This window comes from Peribacillus sp. QJM3NY_7, from assembly GCF_056173225.1.
Genome location: NZ_CM149663.1, coordinates 1,101,073 through 1,118,908 on the forward strand (window position 1 = coordinate 1,101,073; position 17,836 = coordinate 1,118,908).

The 17,836-nt window shown below is 40.7% G+C and carries 15 protein-coding genes; 7 read left to right on the top strand and 8 right to left on the bottom strand.

Annotated elements, in window-relative coordinates:
• Positions 1-522 precede the first annotated feature (522 nt).
• Positions 523-726, bottom strand: a complete 204-nt coding sequence (locus AC0VX1_RS05225; protein WP_057275739.1) for a hypothetical protein — start codon at positions 724-726, stop codon at positions 523-525.
• Between the two features lie 128 nt (positions 727-854).
• On the opposite strand from AC0VX1_RS05225, the gene ytvI reads away from it, so the two are divergent.
• On the top strand, positions 855-1,898 hold the full coding sequence (ytvI, locus tag AC0VX1_RS05230; protein ID WP_106026679.1) for a sporulation integral membrane protein YtvI: 1,044 nt from the start codon (positions 855-857) through the stop codon (positions 1,896-1,898).
• Between the two features lie 344 nt (positions 1,899-2,242).
• On the opposite strand, the gene AC0VX1_RS05235 is transcribed toward ytvI, so the two are convergent.
• A complete protein-coding gene (locus tag AC0VX1_RS05235; protein WP_057275741.1) occupies positions 2,243-3,595 on the bottom strand; it encodes a hemolysin family protein in 1,353 nt (450 codons plus the stop codon).
• A gap of 607 nt (positions 3,596-4,202) precedes the next feature.
• Between AC0VX1_RS05235 and AC0VX1_RS05240 the strand changes: the two genes are divergently transcribed.
• From AC0VX1_RS05240 to uptA, 4 genes are all read left to right on the top strand, one after another.
• Entirely contained in the window at positions 4,203-4,775 is a 573-nt protein-coding gene (locus AC0VX1_RS05240) for a YitT family protein (RefSeq protein WP_222620123.1), read from the top strand.
• Between the two features lie 94 nt (positions 4,776-4,869).
• On the top strand, positions 4,870-5,583 hold the full coding sequence (locus tag AC0VX1_RS05245; protein ID WP_475470225.1) for a FixH family protein: 714 nt from the start codon (positions 4,870-4,872) through the stop codon (positions 5,581-5,583).
• A gap of 92 nt (positions 5,584-5,675) precedes the next feature.
• Positions 5,676-5,840, top strand: a complete 165-nt coding sequence (locus AC0VX1_RS05250) for a hypothetical protein (protein ID WP_156319568.1) — start codon at positions 5,676-5,678, stop codon at positions 5,838-5,840.
• A 162-nt stretch (positions 5,841-6,002) separates the two neighbouring features.
• On the top strand, positions 6,003-6,632 hold the full coding sequence (uptA, locus tag AC0VX1_RS05255; RefSeq protein WP_413022574.1) for an undecaprenyl phosphate transporter UptA: 630 nt from the start codon (positions 6,003-6,005) through the stop codon (positions 6,630-6,632).
• 58 nt (positions 6,633-6,690) lie between these two features.
• On the opposite strand, the gene AC0VX1_RS05260 is transcribed toward uptA, so the two are convergent.
• The 4 genes from AC0VX1_RS05260 to AC0VX1_RS05275 all read right to left on the bottom strand — a co-directional run bounded on the left by AC0VX1_RS05260 (position 6,691) and on the right by AC0VX1_RS05275 (position 11,526).
• The gene (locus AC0VX1_RS05260) at positions 6,691-8,016 is read right to left on the bottom strand and encodes a hemolysin family protein (RefSeq protein WP_063577156.1); all 1,326 of its coding nucleotides are present in this window, start codon (positions 8,014-8,016) and stop codon (positions 6,691-6,693) included.
• A 274-nt stretch (positions 8,017-8,290) separates the two neighbouring features.
• On the bottom strand, positions 8,291-9,400 hold the full coding sequence (locus tag AC0VX1_RS05265; RefSeq protein ID WP_475470228.1) for a histidine kinase N-terminal domain-containing protein: 1,110 nt from the start codon (positions 9,398-9,400) through the stop codon (positions 8,291-8,293).
• 236 nt (positions 9,401-9,636) lie between these two features.
• Positions 9,637-10,524 carry a cation diffusion facilitator family transporter gene (locus AC0VX1_RS05270; RefSeq protein ID WP_475470230.1) on the bottom strand — a complete coding sequence of 296 codons (888 nt, stop codon included), beginning with the start codon at positions 10,522-10,524 and terminating at the stop codon, positions 9,637-9,639.
• Positions 10,525-11,001: 477 nt separating this feature from the next.
• Positions 11,002-11,526 carry a universal stress protein gene (locus AC0VX1_RS05275; RefSeq protein ID WP_475470232.1) on the bottom strand — a complete coding sequence of 175 codons (525 nt, stop codon included), beginning with the start codon at positions 11,524-11,526 and terminating at the stop codon, positions 11,002-11,004.
• Between the two features lie 307 nt (positions 11,527-11,833).
• Between AC0VX1_RS05275 and AC0VX1_RS05280 the strand changes: the two genes are divergently transcribed.
• On the top strand, positions 11,834-13,831 hold the full coding sequence (locus AC0VX1_RS05280; protein WP_413022569.1) for a transglycosylase domain-containing protein: 1,998 nt from the start codon (positions 11,834-11,836) through the stop codon (positions 13,829-13,831).
• 191 nt (positions 13,832-14,022) lie between these two features.
• On the opposite strand, the gene AC0VX1_RS05285 is transcribed toward AC0VX1_RS05280, so the two are convergent.
• The gene (locus AC0VX1_RS05285; protein WP_034314818.1) at positions 14,023-14,331 is read right to left on the bottom strand and encodes a hypothetical protein; all 309 of its coding nucleotides are present in this window, start codon (positions 14,329-14,331) and stop codon (positions 14,023-14,025) included.
• 194 nt (positions 14,332-14,525) lie between these two features.
• Here AC0VX1_RS05285 and iadA point away from each other — a divergent pair, with 194 nt between their 5' ends.
• Positions 14,526-15,701 carry a beta-aspartyl-peptidase gene (gene iadA, locus AC0VX1_RS05290; RefSeq protein ID WP_475470235.1) on the top strand — a complete coding sequence of 392 codons (1,176 nt, stop codon included), beginning with the start codon at positions 14,526-14,528 and terminating at the stop codon, positions 15,699-15,701.
• A 618-nt stretch (positions 15,702-16,319) separates the two neighbouring features.
• On the opposite strand, the gene AC0VX1_RS05295 is transcribed toward iadA, so the two are convergent.
• The gene (locus AC0VX1_RS05295) at positions 16,320-17,678 is read right to left on the bottom strand and encodes an IS1182 family transposase (protein ID WP_475470237.1); all 1,359 of its coding nucleotides are present in this window, start codon (positions 17,676-17,678) and stop codon (positions 16,320-16,322) included.
• Positions 17,679-17,836 lie beyond the last annotated feature (158 nt).

A 17,836-nucleotide genomic window follows, 5' to 3' on the forward strand; every position in this document is an offset into this window, starting at 1 on the left:
GGGAAAGCTCAGTCTTCCCAAATCTCAAACAACAAAGGGGGAAGCATCTGCACAATCACAAGAAGAGCATCAATCATGATGGAATATATTTCAGCCTGGAGACAAAGTCGAGAATTCATGTTTACCTACAGTTTTTTTGTGGTTTGTCCATTTGGGCGTTTATTTCCGTTCCAGGCACTCGCTTTCCGCGGGCGGTCGGCCCTCGGCGCTTTTGCACCTGAAGGGTCTCCATTGGACGCGCTTTTCCCGCAGGAGTCCCGAACACCCGCTCCAATCAACTTTGTTATAAGATTTAGTTAGAAACCATACCTGAGGAGTTGAAGGTGCTGCCGGTACATCAATTAAAGATAGATACACTTTCCGGACCCCTTTTAGTCTACTGCTTGTAATATATGATGGGAAGAAATATTACTCTTTGAAATGGTCCATAAGTGCCGACGAAATTGGTAAAAGTATAAAACGCGCTGAATGCAGTATATCCTGCAAACAAAAACCAGCCTCTAAAAAGTGGCTGGTTTTTGTTTAAAACTTCTCGCTGGTGGAGCGGTGCTTTGTTTCTTTTTTATTTCGTTCTTCTTGATGTTCATATTTAATTTCATCAATTGGTAAATCATCAATGGGCATGACCACTTGATCACGTTCCAGCTGTTTCTCCTGATTTTTCTTGAAGGCCTTGGATTTATCATTACGCTCCTCAAGATACTTTTCTTTATCTTTATTATCCAATGTGAATCCCTCCATCTCTTTGTATCTCTTTTTCCCCTTATTGAGAAAATAAAACGTATAAGCGAAATATATGTGTCCCCGTTTCATAAATATAAGGAGAACAGGAAGGTGCAAGGAGGGTTTGTTCAGTGAATGTCGCCGTCTTTTTTCGCTGGTTTTGGAGGGGAATACTCCTTCTAGTCATATTAATCGTCATTCCGTATTCATGGGCGTTGATTTTAGCGCTGCTCACCGCCGTTCTTTTGGATGGATTGGTCCGCATGATTGGTGAAACGGCAAAGCTGCATCGTTTTTGGGCAGTGTTAATTTCATTTGTTTTATATGTAGGCGGGCTTATGAGCATCACTTATTATTCTTTTTCGGTATTAATCAAGAAGGTCATTGTCTATTCGGAAGAATTTCCCGGTTTCATACGTGAAGTGTATTTGACGGCTATATTGCCAGTCATTAGGCAATGGGAACGGTATTCGCAAACTTTGCCGACAAACCTCATTCAATCGGTAGAACAGACGATGGAAAAGGGAGTCATGGCTCTGGAGGGGTTCACAGAGGGCTTTGTTCAGGATATGGTCCAGTTCGTGACACTCATTCCTGGATTTTTCATTGACTTTTTAATTTACTTAATCGCTTTATTCTTATTCAGTCTTGAATTGCCTAAATTAAGAAAAAAGGCAGTCCTTTATTTAAAGACATCCACCTATCAAAAAATTTCGCTAGTTTATCAAGATTTAAGTATGGCAGCCGTAGGCTTCATAAAGGCACAAATCCTGTTGAGTTTAATAACGTTCATCATGGCTTATGGAGGACTATGGTTGTTAAATGTGAAGTATATGATTCCATTGGCACTGTTAATAGTGGTGGTGGACATTCTTCCTATCCTGGGGACGGGATCTGTGCTGGTTCCTTGGGCAGCGATCGTTTGGGCTCAAGGAAATCATCATCTTGGTGTTGGCCTCATCATTCTATTCCTGGTCATTACCATCATAAGAAGGACCATCGAACCAAAAATCTATTCAGCAAATATGGGGTTGAGCCCATTGGCATCGTTGGTCAGTCTATATTTAGGGTTTAAGATGCTTGGTTTCCTTGGGCTTTTCCTTGGACCTTCGATACTGATTGTTTATGATACGCTAAAGAGGGCAGGTGTCATTAAAACCAACTTCAAAATATGAAAGATTATTAGATGTTTTTGGCTTGATTTCTTAAATTTGACATATCTTTTACCGCTTTACCTTGACCGTTGCAATGATTGCAGTCCCGGGAAAAGAATTGAAGATAACGGGTTTTCCCTTTCCCTTTGCAGTGCTGGCAAATGGTTATGAGTTTCATGATTCTTCACTCCTTCAAAAAGTATCGCTTTTTTAACAGTATGAAACAATAATGGTAGAACTATACTTCATGTAATCATCCAATGTTAAATGAAGCAGGTTTTATATAATATGTATTTATTTTATTTCATGTACCAGTTGAAAAAAAATAACCCCCGCTCCTATTGTATTAGGAACGGGGGTTATTATCATGAAACGATTTCGGTTTGTGATATGATCGGGAATTCTTTCACTTCGCTTACGACTTTTGCCTGTTTATATATTTCAATATAACGAATATGGTGATCTTCCATTTCCTTTATCCTGAAGTTATAGGGACCATAAGTCAGGATATCACCTTGTTTGGCCTCATAATCCTCTGTAAGGATCCATCCGCCCATCGTATCAATATCTTCATCATTGATATCCAATCCGAGTAAATCATTCACTTCACTTACTAATACCTTGGCATCGATGATGTAGTGATCTTCTTTTAATTTGCGGACATCGGGAACTTCATCCAGGTCGAATTCATCGCGGATATCGCCAACGATTTCTTCAAGGATATCTTCAACGGTAACCAAACCTGAGGTACCGCCGTATTCATCCATGAGGATGGCCATGTGGATCCGTTCCTTTTGCATTTTTAAAAGTAAATCGTGAATCGGGATACTGTCAATGACACGGATGATCGGACGGACATATCGGTCGATCGTTGACGCTGCCTGATTGTTTCTGTCTATCATTTCAGTGAATAGCTCTTTGATATTGACCATTCCGATAACATGATCCTTATCACCATCAATGACAGGATATCGTGTAAAATTCTCTTCCGCCATTACGGTGAAAAACTGCTGGATCGTATCATCTTTGGATACCGTTGCAATTTCTGTACGTGGAACCATGATTTCTTTTGCGATCCGATCATCGAATTCAAAAATCTTATTCACATATTTAAACTCTGATTGGTTAATTTCGCCACTTTTGTAGCTTTCGGAAACAATGATTCGAAGCTCTTCTTCTGTATGAGCCAAATCATGTTCGGAAACCGCTTTTAATCCTAGCATTCTTGTAAGCGTCCTTGCAGAGCCATTCAGTACCCAGATGAATGGATACATGACTTTGTTAAAGGCAATTAAAGGTTTCGAAACCAATAATGTTACTTGCTCCGCTTTTTGAATCGCCAATGTTTTCGGTGCCAATTCTCCAACAACGACATGTATGAACGTAATGAAAGAAAAGGCAATTGCAACCGAGAGTGCATGTGAAGCTGAATTTGGAAGATTCAATTGATTCAAGAGTGGGTGCAAAATGCTTTCAACTGTCGGTTCCCCAAGGAATCCAAGCCCTAGAGCTGTAACGGTAATTCCGAGCTGACAAGTTGAGAGGTATTCATCCAGGTTGGAGATGACCTTCTTTGCTGAAATGGCATTCCTCGTTCCTTCTTCAATTAATTGATCGACCCTCGTGCTTCTCACTTTAACAATCGCAAACTCCGTAGCTACAAAAAATGCTGTTAAAGCAATTAAAATGGCAATAAGAACCAAGTTTATTATGTCCAAATAGTCTCCCTTAACTCGCCTTCGAGACGAATAAGGAGTACACCTCCTACATTTTTAAAATATACAAGTATATTTTTTTTGCCGTGCTGAATATTTTCGGGATTGCTTCTGTGGCCATAGATGTGCAGCCGCTTGAACTCCCATTTCTTTTAGTGATGAAGAGAATAATAGTATATGCCGATTAGCGATGCGTAGACGGGAAATAGAAGAATTTCTGTCTGAAGGAGTGCAGCCATTTTCCAAAAGGACACATATCCGTTACGCAAAGCAGCGCCTGTCCGTCACAACGAACATTCTTTAATGCCCCATCAAATCACCTCAATCTAATTAATTTAAATACTTTCATTATAGAAAGAGTTAATCATTCAGTCAAACAGCTTACGGCACCTTAAATCCGGTAAATTGCTTGTAAAGGATCAGTTTGAGCTAATAATTAGCTGTTTTTGACTGTTTTCTCTACTTTATTGTAACATATTATAGAATATTCAGATAAATAAGGACCGTTTCATAAAAAATTGCTCAGTTTCATTATTTTTTTGATGGTACAAACATATTCTATAGAAACCAAGACAAGTTTTAAATGCAAGAATTAAAGGGGGTGGCAGCCATGAAAATCATGGAACGGATGGCAGCGATCATTGCCGGCAGCATGCTTGTAGGTGTGGGAATCAATTTTTTTCTGATACCTTATCATTTATTGGATGGCGGCATGATAGGGATTGGGCTGATTTTTCATTACTATATAGGACTTCCGACAGGACTGGGTGTGATATTGAGCAGCATTCCATTATATATATATGCTTGGTACTTTGAAAAAAAATTATTCCTGAACAGCTTGCATGGCTTGCTTTTTTCCTCTTTATGCATCGATATTTTTTCCGACGCTGTCACAGGATGGAACCTCCCCATTTATGTAAGTGCGATAATCGGGGGAGGGTTGATTGGACTTGGAATCGGTTTAATGCTTCGGTATGGGACCTCTACAGGCGGAACAGATATGTTGGCACAGATCCTTTCCAGGAAAAGTGGACTCAATGTAGGTCTGCTGATTTTTTTCATTGATGGGTGTGTACTGCTTTGCGGATTGAGCGTTGTGGGGACTTCAATCTTTTTATATTCATTTTTAACGATCATCGCGGTAGGCATGCTGACTTCAGTTACCGTAATGCGAACCATTTGATGTGAAATTATGTATAAAAATCTGAAAAAAGGAAAGGATGGGCAATATGAAGAGGACAGATTTTTAGTCTAATAAATAGTAAAGGGAAGTTCATATGAAAAAACTTTATATGTGTACTGCGTTGTTAGTTATGCTGGCAGGGTGTCAAGAGTCTGAAGTGCCAGAGGATAAGGAAGTGAACAGTGCTGTTCCAGTATCGATGGATGCATCAATTGTCATTAAAGGGAAAGTGGAGCCTGGAAAAGAAGTCATTCTTGAAACGGCAGTGAAACAGGGAAGCCAATTGGTGAATGAAGCTGATGAGGTGCTATTTGAAGTGAGAAAGTCCGGACAGGATAAACGGGAAATGCTTGAAGCAAAGAATACTGGAAGTGGCATGTATCAAGTGATGCATACTTTTGAGGAACAAGGCAAATATATTGTAGTGTCCCATGTAACGGCTAAAGGCCTTCATGTAATGCCTGAAAAGGAAGTTGTCGTTCCAGGACATGAAAGTGAAGGTGCATCGGTTCACCCTAGTACGGATGTATCTATCGGGTTTCAAAGTAACCCTGTAAAGGCAGGAAACAGTTCGAACTTTGAAGCGACGGTTGAATTGAATGGGAAGCCGCTGACAAATGCAGATGTGAATTTCGAGGTGTGGAAGGAAGGCAGCGAAGAGAGTCATTTCACCAAGGCTGAAGAAGATGGGAATGGAACATATCTAAATAAGGTATCTTTCGAAGAAGCGGGAACCTATAAGGTCCAGGTCCATGTTGAAAAAGACGAAGTGCATGAACACCAACTGCAAACCATTCATGTCAATTGATTGTTTTTTGGATCGAATCGTTTAAACAGGTTTTATTACTTCGTTAAATGGGAAGTTAAAGGATAACGGTACAGCAGAAAAGGAGGGTAAGCATGAATAATCAAATAATCAACAAGTATAAAGATCTCGGGATTCATATTGAAAAAACGAAATCACGGCAGGAGATTTTCACTAATGTTTCACAAAATGATTCATCCTTACTCACTACCGCTGTTTTTTCTCAAATTTCCCAAAAAGGGGAGCTAAAAGAATATTGATGTAAAGAGACCGGAGTACATAGCAGCTGGTCTTTTTTTGTGCAATCCTGAATGTGGTGCATTGTGAAACTGGATATGAAAAATCGAATAGAACGTTATGAGCTGAATAGGATAGAAGGACAAACAATTTGAAATTAGCGGTAAGGGGAGTCCGATAGCATGATATCACAGCTTATTATGACGATATTGAATTGGTTTGCGGAAATGGGCTATATGGGGATTTTATTGGGGCTGATGGTTGAAATCATCCCTAGTGAGCTTGTTCTTGGATACGGTGGTTATGTGGTAGGCCTAGGGAAAATGAATTTTTGGGGAGCTGTTCTTGCCGGTGTGGTAGGCGGGACGATGGCACAATTATTTCTCTATTGGGCGGGGTATTATGGAGGAAGGCCCTTTCTCTTGAAATATGGAAAATATATTCTAATTAAAGAAAATCATATTGTACATGCTGAAGAGTGGTTTAAGCGGTATGGCGTGGGCGTGGTTTTTACGGCTCGATTCATTCCGGTTGTTCGCCATGCCATTTCCATCCCTGCCGGAATTGCGAGGATGTCAGTATGGAAGTTTATATTTTATACGGTTGCGGCTGTCATACCTTGGACCATATTGTTCCTGACCTTAGGAAGGATCCTCGGCGAGAATTGGCAGCAAATCCGGGAAATAACTGAACCTTATCTAATACCGGCTGCTGGTTTTTCCTTTATCCTCATCATGCTGTATATCTTATGGAAAAAAAAGAGCACACCTCCAATCGTAACGGTCAAAAAAATGGGACGGTTTCCCGATAAATGAACAAATCGTTAAAAAACAGCCACGTAAAATAACCTTTTACGTGGCTGTTTTTTATCCATTAACCTTGGGTACCTTCAAGAGGAAGATGTACGACCTTTTTGGTGACCTCGATGGAACGGATGGCGTGATCTTCCATTTCAATCACTTTAAAGCAGAATCCGTCTTTTTCCATGATGTCCCCTACCTTCACATCATAGTTTTCAGTAAGGACCCATCCGCCTATAGTATCGACATCATCTTCTTCCAAGTGAATGCCAAGTAGATCATTCACTTCCTTTACAAGAAGTTTAGAGTCCAAAATATAATGTCCTTCTTTAATTTTCCTGATTGAGGCAACTTCATCGATATCGAATTCATCACGAATTTCCCCAACGATTTCCTCGAGGATATCCTCGACTGTGACAAGTCCGGAAGTTCCGCCGTATTCATCCATCAAAATAGCCATATGAATGCGTTCTTTTTGCATTTTTAACAGCAAATCGTGAATTGGTATATTTTCCATTACCCGAATGATCGGACGAGCGTAATTTTCAATCGCTTTGATATGGATTTCCCGGTTCTTGATAAGATCCGAGAAAACTTCCTTTAAGTTCACTAGGCCGATGACATGGTCTTTATCACCTTCGACAACAGGATATCTAGTGTATTTTTCCAATTTGGCCACATCGACGAATTCCTGTACCGTTTCATCCTTGGATATGGTCATGATTTCTGTCCGTGGAACCATGATTTCCTTGGCAACTCGATCATCGAATTCAAAGATGTTATTTACATATTTAAATTCCGACTGGTTAATCTCCCCGCTTTTATAGCTATCTGACAGGATGAAACGCAATTCTTCTTCCGTATGGGCTATTTCGCTTTCGGATGCTGGCTTAAAGCCAAATAATCCGACAACGAATCGGGAAGAATGATTCAAGGCCCAGATGAAGGGAAAGGCTATCTTATGGAAAAAAATCAGCGGACCGGCAATTGCCAAGGTCACTTGCTCAGCCTTTTGGATGGCAACCGTCTTTGGAGCCAATTCACCTACAACCACATTCAGGAACGTAATCAGGGAAAATGAAATGACAAATGTCAGAATGCTTGTAACTTCTTGTGGGATATTCAAAGCATTGAATAAGGGCCCAACCAATTTGAGGACGGTCGGTTGTCCTAGCCACCCCAGTCCAAGGGCAGTAACGGTAATTCCTAGCTGTGTAGCGGATAGGTATTCATCAAGATCGGATGTAACCTTCTTTACCGCAATGGCTTTTTTGTTTCCTTCTTCAATCAGTTGATCGATCCTGGAGCTGCGAACCCTTATGATCGAAAATTCCGAAGCTACAAAAAAGGCTGTTAAAGCAATTAAAATAATGACAAATAAAAAACTTAATATGTCCAATTAGTGTGGGACTTTATTGAATCGCCAGATGTGCCGAACGATTTAATTATCCCAGTCACCTCCCAAAACCAATAATGAATGAAATGATATTAGTATATAAAATGTTAGATGGAAAAATAATTCGCTATCTTGTATAAAATCTGGTTTTTATTTTCAATCTATAGGATCATTCACCTCGATCAGTAGTGGAACCTTCCTATTAGTATAAGTAACTGGACGTCAATCAGTCAAAAATTTCACACTAAAACCCTAAGGAAAAAAGGATATTTATCCATTATTTAGTTTTTAATTGTATGGAAAAGGTCGTTAGGAAGTCGGTAGAGTGACAGGATAATGTTCCTTGATGCTTTAAAACGATTTCTTTACAGACGAATAATCCCAATCCCGTTCCTCTTTTTTTTGTGGTGATGAATGGCTCAAAAATATTCGGCAGGACGTCGTCAGGTATCTTCGGCCCATTATTCGATATATTTAAAGTAAGAATGCCGGGTGGCGATTCAGAGCCTGAAATGTAAATGGATGGGGAAGGCATCCCTGCAACCACATCAAGAGCATTTAATATAATATTTAGTAAAACTTGACGGAATTCTTCTTTAGAACCCGAAATTACGGCATCCTCGGCAATATTGCATGTAATGGAAGCATTAACTTCCAAAATGCTGGGATATAAAAATTCGATCACCTCATTCACAAGCTGAGCAATGGAAAATAGATCAGGTTGTGTTGTTGAAGTCTCCTTTTTGGAAATATTAAGAAATTGCGTGATCCGGTAATTGAGCTGATCCAATTCCTTTGAAATGATATCAAGGTACTTTATCTCAGGTTGTTCTGCCTGTAATAATTGTATGAATCCCATGATGGAAGTCAGTGGATTTCTGAATTCATGGACAAAGCTTGAGGTCATTTGGCCAAGGAGCGTCAAACGGTCTTTATGGTTTGGGCTTATGAATTGATAGCGTTCTTCAAGTTCCATCGTTTTCAATTCGGTATAATGGGATAATGCAAAATGAATGAGTTTATCGAAGTAAACGTTTACCCGTTTTATTAGAGCCGATATTTCTTCTTTGTGTGCTCCGGAATTCAAAATGTGCTCTATGATGACGGATCTCCCGATGGTTGCAGTGAAAAAGAAATTTTCCATATCCAATTGCTTAGTAACGCGATCAGCCGCAATTTTTTCCCCTACGACCTTCAGTACATCGTCTATGTCAGTATCCGATTTTCCAACCTGCTCCATTAGCAAATTAAAAATATTTTCGACTTCTCCTTTGAAATACCCCAGATATCCGTCCGGTAAATGCAGCAACTCATCTTTCCATTTGGAAATGATACTGTTTTTTTGAGAAGATAAAAAGTGAATGGTCATTTCTCGATTAGATACCATTTTGCCCTCCATACTGTAGGAAAATGAATTTACTTTTGACCCAGAAAGTGCTCTATTTGAATAAAATCACAAAATATCAAAATAATTACAACTTGTTTTCATGATAACAGATTACTGTTCCTTTAACATGTGTCAATTGGATAAATATTCGGCAATCAATCAATAAATACCTTTTTTTGACACAGTTTTATTACAGTAATTACAGGAATAAATAACAAAAAAAGGTATCCGTAAAGTTAATGACGGTTACCTTTTTTATGAAATGCATATGGTTCGATGTGTACGATCACATGCTGGATATTATATTCCTTCAAAAGATTTTCTTCGATTCTAACTGTAATATCATGACCTTGAATGACGGTCAAAAGAGGGTTGACATGAACGGTAGTTTCGAGCAGGATTTCACTTCCGTGCATCCGTGCTTTAATTTCACTCATGTCTTTAACACCCTCTGTCAATATAATCGTTTGTCCGATCTTTTGCAGGAGCTGCTCGTCGAAACCATCGGTTAAAGAGATGGACGCATCACGAAAGATATCCCAGGCCGTTTTGCATATGATGACCCCAACGACTGCTGCAGCTATCGCATCCAGCCAAGGGATTCCCAACTTAGTACCGATGATTCCAATGAAAGCACCAACACTGACAAGGGCATCGGAACGATTATCCTGGGCAACGGCATAGATGGAAGAGCTGTTGATTTTTTTACTTAATGTAAGGTTATAACGGTAGATTCCGTACATGAAGATTGCAGAGAATAGAGCGACATAACCGGTCAGCATTCTGGGTACGGTTGTTGAATCTTGGTGAAAGAAGGATTCAATGGCACTGTAAACAACCTGAAGGCCCACAGTGATCATGATGAAGGCAGCTACCAATGACGCTACGGTTTCCGCCCGTAAATGACCATATGAATGATTATCATCAGGAGGTCTCTTTGAAATTTTCAAACCAATCAAAACGGCTATGGAAGCGATGATGTCGGTCGTATTATTTAAACCATCAGCCCAAAGCCCTTTAGAATCACCGAAATAACCAAATGACAATTTAAGAGCAGACAAGAATATGTAAGCGGCAATGCTTATGTAGGCGCCTTTTTCAGCTGATATCGAATGTTTATCCATGTCCATTCCCTCCCCAATGTAAATTAGGCTTAATGAAATCAAACCTTAGTGAGTCTATAGAAAAATTGTCGTATTCTAACTTGGTTATCGGCAGGTGTATTGAAAGTCTGTAAAGAAGTTGGATAAACGAAATGATATTTACATGAAATGGTAAAAAGGTGAGTTTCGATGACATGTACAGTTTTTCTTTAATTGGCATTTAAAGAAACTAATAGATATTCTAACCGATGATCGAAAATTAAATACTTCCACAAGGGGAGCCTAAAGGCTGGGAGTGAACGGTTCTGCTTCAGCCATTTTGAACCTGATAGTCAGCAGGATGTGGTTTTGGGCAGCAATTAGCAACCCGGTGTTTTTCGGCTGCTCCAAATGTAATACTGAAAAAATCCTATTAACAAAAAGGCTGGATTCTATATGAATCCGGCCTTTTTCGGAGAATGTATGACTCGAACCATTCAGGTAGAAACCGTTCATTCTTCATTTTGCAATGAATACCGAACATGGTGCGTTTTTCGCAATGGAACTACTTGTACTGCCAAGGAAGAATTTTTCCAAACCGCTTTTATCGCTATTGCCGACAACGATAAGATCAGCTGAAGTTCTCGCTGCAAAGTCACATACGCTATCTGGCGCATATCCTTCCAATATTTCGAATTTCCCCGTCACTTGACATTCACTTAACAATCTCAACGTATTACTTTCTGCGTTCTGAATACTATTCTCGAGGGCGGAGGGGGTGTCATTTACCTTTTGATTTCTTGGCTGGTCAACCTCAACAACAGGATGTGTCTGGACTGGATCTACATAAAATCCGGCAGAGGGCACGAACCCTGGCGCAGAGGCGTTACCCATGATACGCTGTTCAACCTTATCATTTAGGACATGAACGACGGTCAACTCAGCTTTTGGAAAGGCCTTTTTCAATGTTGCTCCATATTCGACGGCCCGTTTACTTTCTTCATTTCCATCAAAAGCGACGACAATATGTTTTAAGCCTTTCATTACTATCATCTCTCCCCTGTATAAGACCTTAATAGTGTTATACCCGCTTTTAAATGGCTTCACGCCTTTAATTGGTATATAGATTGCCTTTTACGGGTAAAGGATAGATACGAGCATAGTTAAAATGGTAGGATGAAAACTGGTCCTTCAGTTAATTGGCAGGAGGGATATCATCGGTAAGGATGCCATTCACGTGTAAAGTGTTACAAGAAAAGAGCGCCTTTTATTCAATCGACGAGTTTTCTTTAACAAAAAGGGTAAAATATTTTTAATGAAACATGTCGCAGATGGGAAATTGGGGGTACAAATGAGAGGGTTAGTGAAATTAGGTCTAATTATAATATTGGCGATTGCAGTTGTAGGCGCCGGTTCACTATTGTATTTCAGGCAGGGTGCTGATATAAGTCATCTTGAAAATAGTCTTCAGCAACCGACAGGGATCTATGATCTGGATGGGAATCTAGCCAGTACGATCACGGCAAATAAATCCGAGGGCGTCGCGATAGATGAAATACCGGAACATATGAAGCAAGCGGTGGTTTCCATTGAGGATCACCGTTTTTATGAACATCACGGCATAGATTATCAAGGGATCATGCGGGCTTTGGTTAAAAATGCGAAGGCTGGAAGTGTTGTTGAAGGCGGGAGCACGCTCACCCAGCAGCTTGTGAAAATCACGATGCTGGAATCGGAACGAACATTGAAGAGGAAGATAGAAGAGTTTTTTCTAGCCCAGGAAGTTGAAAATCAATATACAAAAGATGAAATCCTGGAAATGTACCTGAATCAAGTTTATTTTGGCCATGGGGCATGGGGAATCAAAAAGGCTGCAAATATTTATTTTTCCAAAGAGGTCTCTGAATTGACCGTTGCCGAGGCAGCTTTACTGGCGGGTGTCATTAACTTGCCATCCAAACTTGATCCATACAAGAATTTGGACGGTGCAGTGAAGCGGCGTGATTTGGTTCTTTCGCGAATGGCGGAACATGGTTATTTGACGAAAGATGAAGAAGCGGCCGCAAAAAAAGATTCGGTGACACTTCTTATGGGGGAGAAGGAAACCGATCCATTAAGAGGTAAGTATCCTTATTATGTCGATCATGTTTTATCGGAAGCATCGAGTAAATATGGAATTAAGCTTGAGGAGCTGCTTTCAAAGGGATATAAAATTTACACGTCCCTGGACCAGTCCATGCAGCAGGCTACAGAAAGCGTGTATGAGAATTCAGCCAATTTTCCGGTTGGAACGAGTACAGAGGAACTGGTTCAAAGCGGGTCTGTCCTTCTTGATCCTGAAACAGGCGGCATAAAAGCACTTGTCGGCGGGAGGGGTGAACACCAATTCATGGGATATAACCGGGCAACCCAACTGACAAGGTCTCCTGGTTCATCCATTAAACCGCTTGTCGTTTACACGCCGGCCGTTGAAGAGGGATATGATATCACTGACCCTTTAAAGGATGAAAAAATGAGCTTCGGTGAATATGAACCAACAAACCTGAGTGGTCAATATAAAGGAGAAGTCCCCATGTATGAAGCGGTGATGAATTCCTTGAATGTACCGACGGTTTGGCTATTGAATGAGATTGGCATCGATAGGGGGCTTGATTCACTTAAGCGGTTTGGGATTCCATATGACAAGGATGATCGAAACCTGTCTATCGCTTTAGGAGGGATGAAAAAAGGTGTGTCCCCGCTGCAGATGGCAGGAGCCTTTTCTGCTTTCGCCAACGAAGGGGAACGGATGGAAACCCACGCCATTTTAAGGATAGAAAATGCCGATGGAAAAGAGGTTGCCGCCTGGAAAGAGAAAAGCACCAAAGTGACCTCTGTAGCCGCCGTCGACAAAATGAATGCCATGCTGCTTGGAACAGTGGAATATGGCACAGCGAAAAACGCGGCTGTTTCCGGTTATGAAATAGCAGGTAAAACAGGATCTACACAAGTTCCCATCGAAGGAGTATCAGGGGTTAAAGATCAATGGTTCATCGGTTATTCACCTTCGCTGGTCGGTGCTGTTTGGGCGGGATATGATAAGACGGACGCAAAACATTATCTAACGACACACAGCAGTCAGGGAAGTGCACTCATCTTTCAAAAAATAATGTCGAAAGCCTTACAGAATCAAGCTGCTCAATCTTTTAAAGCTCAAGATATCGGTCCGCTTATAGCAGAACAACAGGCCCTTATAGCTGAGCAACAGGAGAAGGAAGAAGAGGAGAAGAGGAGACAATATTGGATTGACAAAGGAAATGAAATACGGGAAGGCTTGAATAAATGGAGGGACTGGGAGGTTCCGTGGTGATTCCCAGGTCCGGGAGCATGATCAAGCCTTTCTAAATCAAATCATCAAAAAAAAAGACTGTCAATCATTGACAGTCTTTCATCATTCTTAAAAAATGAGATTTGCTATTATGCCGATTACAACGATTGCGCCTATCACCATTAAAATGGTTCTCATATAAATACACCCTCTTCAAACGTAGTTGGAATCATTTAAATATTTACGGTTTGGTTCGATTGGAAACGAAATGCACTTTCATCATTTTCTTTACAAATAGCCTGTACTTTTTCAAGCATGGCGTGTACATTCTCGCCTTCAAGTATGACTTTCATCGTTGCACACTCTTGAAGAATGAGCACGAAGGATACGAAAGTCGAAAGTTTCTTGGCATCGACCAATTTATGGTTGCAGATAAAATATATATTCCCTTTAAATTCTTTTGTAACTTGATATAGGTTCATGATTTGTCGCATGGATAATCTTTTATTTGTTTGAATGTCAGAAGAAATCACTTTATTCATGTCGTTTACTCCTTTTGTTTTTATACTTTTGGAAAAGCATAATCAAGATGTCAATTCAGCTACAACGTTTAAAAATGAACAAGTATGTTTTGACTTTTTTTATGTAATTGTTAGCGGGTCATGTTGTATATTTACCCGCGTGAAAGATTTTGAAACCTATTTGAAAATTTCAATTTTTGGAGGGGGAATGAACAATGCTCACGCTTATTAAAAATGGGGAGCTTTATGGACCGGAATATATGGGTCAAAAAGATATCCTCTTGGTTGGAAAGCAAATTGGCTTCATTGAGGACCGGATTGATGTACCTGCCAATTTCGTTGAAATGAAAGTGATTGATGCGAGTGGTCAAATTGTGGCTCCGGGTTTTATAGATGCCCACGTACATATTATCGGCGGAGGCGGGGAAGGGGGTTTTAAAACGAGGACACCTGAAATCCAATTAACAGATGCCACTTTAGCCGGTATAACGACTTTGGTAGGGGTCATCGGCACAGATGGTACGACAAGGACGATGCCTGCACTGCTCGCTAAAGCGAGAGCGCTTGAAGAAGAAGGAATTAGCTGCTTCGTTCAGACTGGTTCGTATCAAGTTCCAGTCAAGACGTTAACCGGCAAGATCGAGGATGATTTGATTCTTGTGGATAAAATTATCGGTGTTGGCGAAATAGCCATTGCCGATCATCGTTCTTCGCAGCCGACTGCAGCCGAACTCGCTAAACTGGCCTCGCAGGCACGTAATGGAGGTCTGTTATCCGGGAAAAGCGGTATCGTCAATATTCATGTCGGCGACAGTCTAGATCATTTGCAAGTAATTGAAGAAGTTGTCGAGACAACGGAAATTCCGATCACTCAGTTCTACCCTACACATATAAACCGAAATCCGCATTTATTCAATGCAGGGGTGGAATATGCAAAAAAAGGGGGGTATATAGATTTTACGACAAGTACAATCCAGAAATTCCTTGAAGAAGGCGAGGTCAAAGCAAGTACAGCAATTAAAATGGCACTAGAAGAAGGCGTTGAAATCGGGCAGATCACCATAACTTCAGATGGGCAAGCCAGCCTGCCTGACTTCGATGGAAGCGGTAACCTGCGCGGTTTGAACATTGGTACATGCATGTCGTTATATGATTGTGTTGTCGATGCGGTCCTCGAGGATGGAGTGGCAATTGCCGATGCCCTACGAGTTGTGACGGAAAACCCGGCAAACATTTTAAAGCTTTCTGCAAAGGGAAAGCTTTCGGTAGGTAAGGACGCCGATATCATCCTGATGAATCAACGAACTTTAGAAATAAATAGTGTTATCGCAATGGGGCAGATGATGGTCAAAGATGGCCATGCTGTCGTTAAAGGAACATTTGAAAAATAGACCTTTTCTACCTTTGGGTGCAATTCCCGTTGCGGGTCCTACCCCATCCTGAAATGCAAAAAGGGTAACATTGATCTAATTTCGGATTTCTGAAAGAGGGTATGTGTAATGATTTCAACTTCATGCACTCGCTTTCCGGGGGCGGGCGGGAGCCTCCTCGGCGCGCCTGCGGGGTCTCCCATGCCACGCTTTTCCCGCATGAGTCTCGCGCCTTCCGTTCCAATCAACTTTGTGTTATTGAAAAAACTGCAGTTTCGTCTTATTCCGAACCCTATTTAAGACTAGTTTATCTTTCATGTTTTTCCCTGAACTCCTTAATGGATGGAAGAAATATGCGACACTCCTGCCGAAAAACTGGTTAGCCGAGACCCCACAGACGCTTGGCAGGCAGTCGGCTCAAAGGAATGCGGATTTCTGAAATCAACTGTCTGTTTAAAAAACGTAGGCAACTGATTTCTTGGAGTTTTTATACAGGCTAAGACCCATATATTAATATAATGGGTCTTTCAGTTTGTAGACAAAAGGGGTTCGGAATTAAAAAATTCCGAACCCCTTTTAGAGATTCCCTTTGAATTTTTTCCTGAAGTTAGGAGATTGGGGCTCTACGAGCCCACTATGTTAGGCCATTTTTGGACCTCGCCATGTCCAATTGGCCATCTTCTTTAAATTAATAGCAGCGAAAGTAAGCATCGCCTGCATCGACAATTTTTTAAGTCCCCTTAAAGTTGTCCAACTCATACCATGCTTTTCTTTTGCATCTGCGAATACACGCTCAATCGTTTCTTTACGTTTCGCATATATAGTTTTTACATCTTGATGATGACGCAGATGATCTGCTTCTTCCACATGTGTTTGCCAAATATGCCGTGTCACCACTTTTTGATGGTCTTTGCTTTCTGTACACTGAGATAAAAATGAGCATGTCGCACAAGTGTGTTTGGGTGATTTATACTCGCGGTAGCCTTCTTTATTGGTTGTTGAGTACTTTAATAGCTCTCCCGAAGGACAAAGGTAACAATCAAAATGTTCATCGTATACATAGTCCTGTTTGCGGAAAAATCCTTCTTTGGTGCGAGGACGTGTATAAGGTAAAGCCGGTATGATTTCTTTGTTAAATAGGTAGCTTGTAATCGCTGGTGTTTTATAAGCTGCATCTGCGGCAACGGCTTCCGGTTTTCCAACTTTCTCAATCACTTGTTCAACTAGTGGCTCTAAGATCTGACTGTCATGTATATTTCCAGGTGTTACAATCGTTCCCAATACAAAACCGTTGCGATCTGCAGCCGCGTGGAATGAATAGGCAAACTGTTTTGTTCGTTCATCTTTCACATAGTAGCCACTCTCAGAATCCGTTGTACTTTCTTTAATCTCTTTGGTCTCTTCTTTATCAAATTTATCTGATGGAAAAGGCTTCTTTCCATGGTTTTCACGATCTTGATTGATTTCTTCTTGAAGACGCCCTTGATACGCTCGTGTTTCTTTACGAACGATTTTCTTTTCAAATTTCCGTTTATTCGCACTGGCTTTCACATATGTGGAATCCACGAAAACGTGTTCAGCACTTATTAACTTTTTATTAGCAGCTGTCATTAAAATGCGATAGAAAATCTGTTCAAACAGGTCTGTATCTTTAAAGCGTCGCTCATAATTTTTCCCGAACGTAGAGAAATGAGGTACTTTATCATGGAAACCATAGCCTAAGAACCAACGGTAAGCCATATTGGTTTCAACTTCTTCAATCGTTTTACGCATGGAACGAATACCGAAGGTATATTGAATGAATGTCAGTTTAACTAAAATAACTGGATCAATACTTGGGCGTCCTACCTCTGAATACATCTCTTTCACCAAGTCATAAATGAAAGTGAAGTCAATGGCAGCCTCCATTTTACGAACCAAATGGTTCGGTGGCACCAGTTGATCTAACGTAATCATTTCAAGTTGATCTCGCTGAATAGAATCATGTTTAGAAAGCATCCTCATCACCTCAAGTTTTAATACTTCTATTTTAAAACAAAAATGACTCCAGGCAAAAGTGTTTATCTAAAAGGTAAGACAAAGTTGATTGGAACGGAAGGTACGAGACTCCTGCGGGAAAAGCGCGTCTAGGGGAGACCCCGCAGGCGAAAGCCGAG

Excerpts from the sequence above, each read along its gene's own strand:
- AC0VX1_RS05245 (WP_475470225.1), top strand. The coding sequence starts at position 4,870 with ATGAAAAAACTTTATATGTGTACTGCGTTGTTAGTTATGCTGGCAGGG.
- AC0VX1_RS05250 (WP_156319568.1), top strand. The coding sequence starts at position 5,676 with ATGAATAATCAAATAATCAACAAGTATAAAGATCTCGGGATTCATATT.
- AC0VX1_RS05285 (WP_034314818.1), bottom strand. The coding sequence starts at position 14,331 with ATGAATAAAGTGATTTCTTCTGACATTCAAACAAATAAAAGATTATCC.
- iadA (WP_475470235.1), top strand. The coding sequence starts at position 14,526 with ATGCTCACGCTTATTAAAAATGGGGAGCTTTATGGACCGGAATATATG.
- AC0VX1_RS05280 (WP_413022569.1), top strand. The coding sequence starts at position 11,834 with ATGAGAGGGTTAGTGAAATTAGGTCTAATTATAATATTGGCGATTGCA.
- AC0VX1_RS05240 (WP_222620123.1), top strand. The coding sequence starts at position 4,203 with ATGAAAATCATGGAACGGATGGCAGCGATCATTGCCGGCAGCATGCTT.
- AC0VX1_RS05270 (WP_475470230.1), bottom strand. The coding sequence starts at position 10,524 with ATGGATAAACATTCGATATCAGCTGAAAAAGGCGCCTACATAAGCATT.
- AC0VX1_RS05295 (WP_475470237.1), bottom strand. The coding sequence starts at position 17,678 with ATGCTTTCTAAACATGATTCTATTCAGCGAGATCAACTTGAAATGATT.
- AC0VX1_RS05265 (WP_475470228.1), bottom strand. The coding sequence starts at position 9,400 with ATGGTATCTAATCGAGAAATGACCATTCACTTTTTATCTTCTCAAAAA.
- AC0VX1_RS05275 (WP_475470232.1), bottom strand. The coding sequence starts at position 11,526 with ATGAAAGGCTTAAAACATATTGTCGTCGCTTTTGATGGAAATGAAGAA.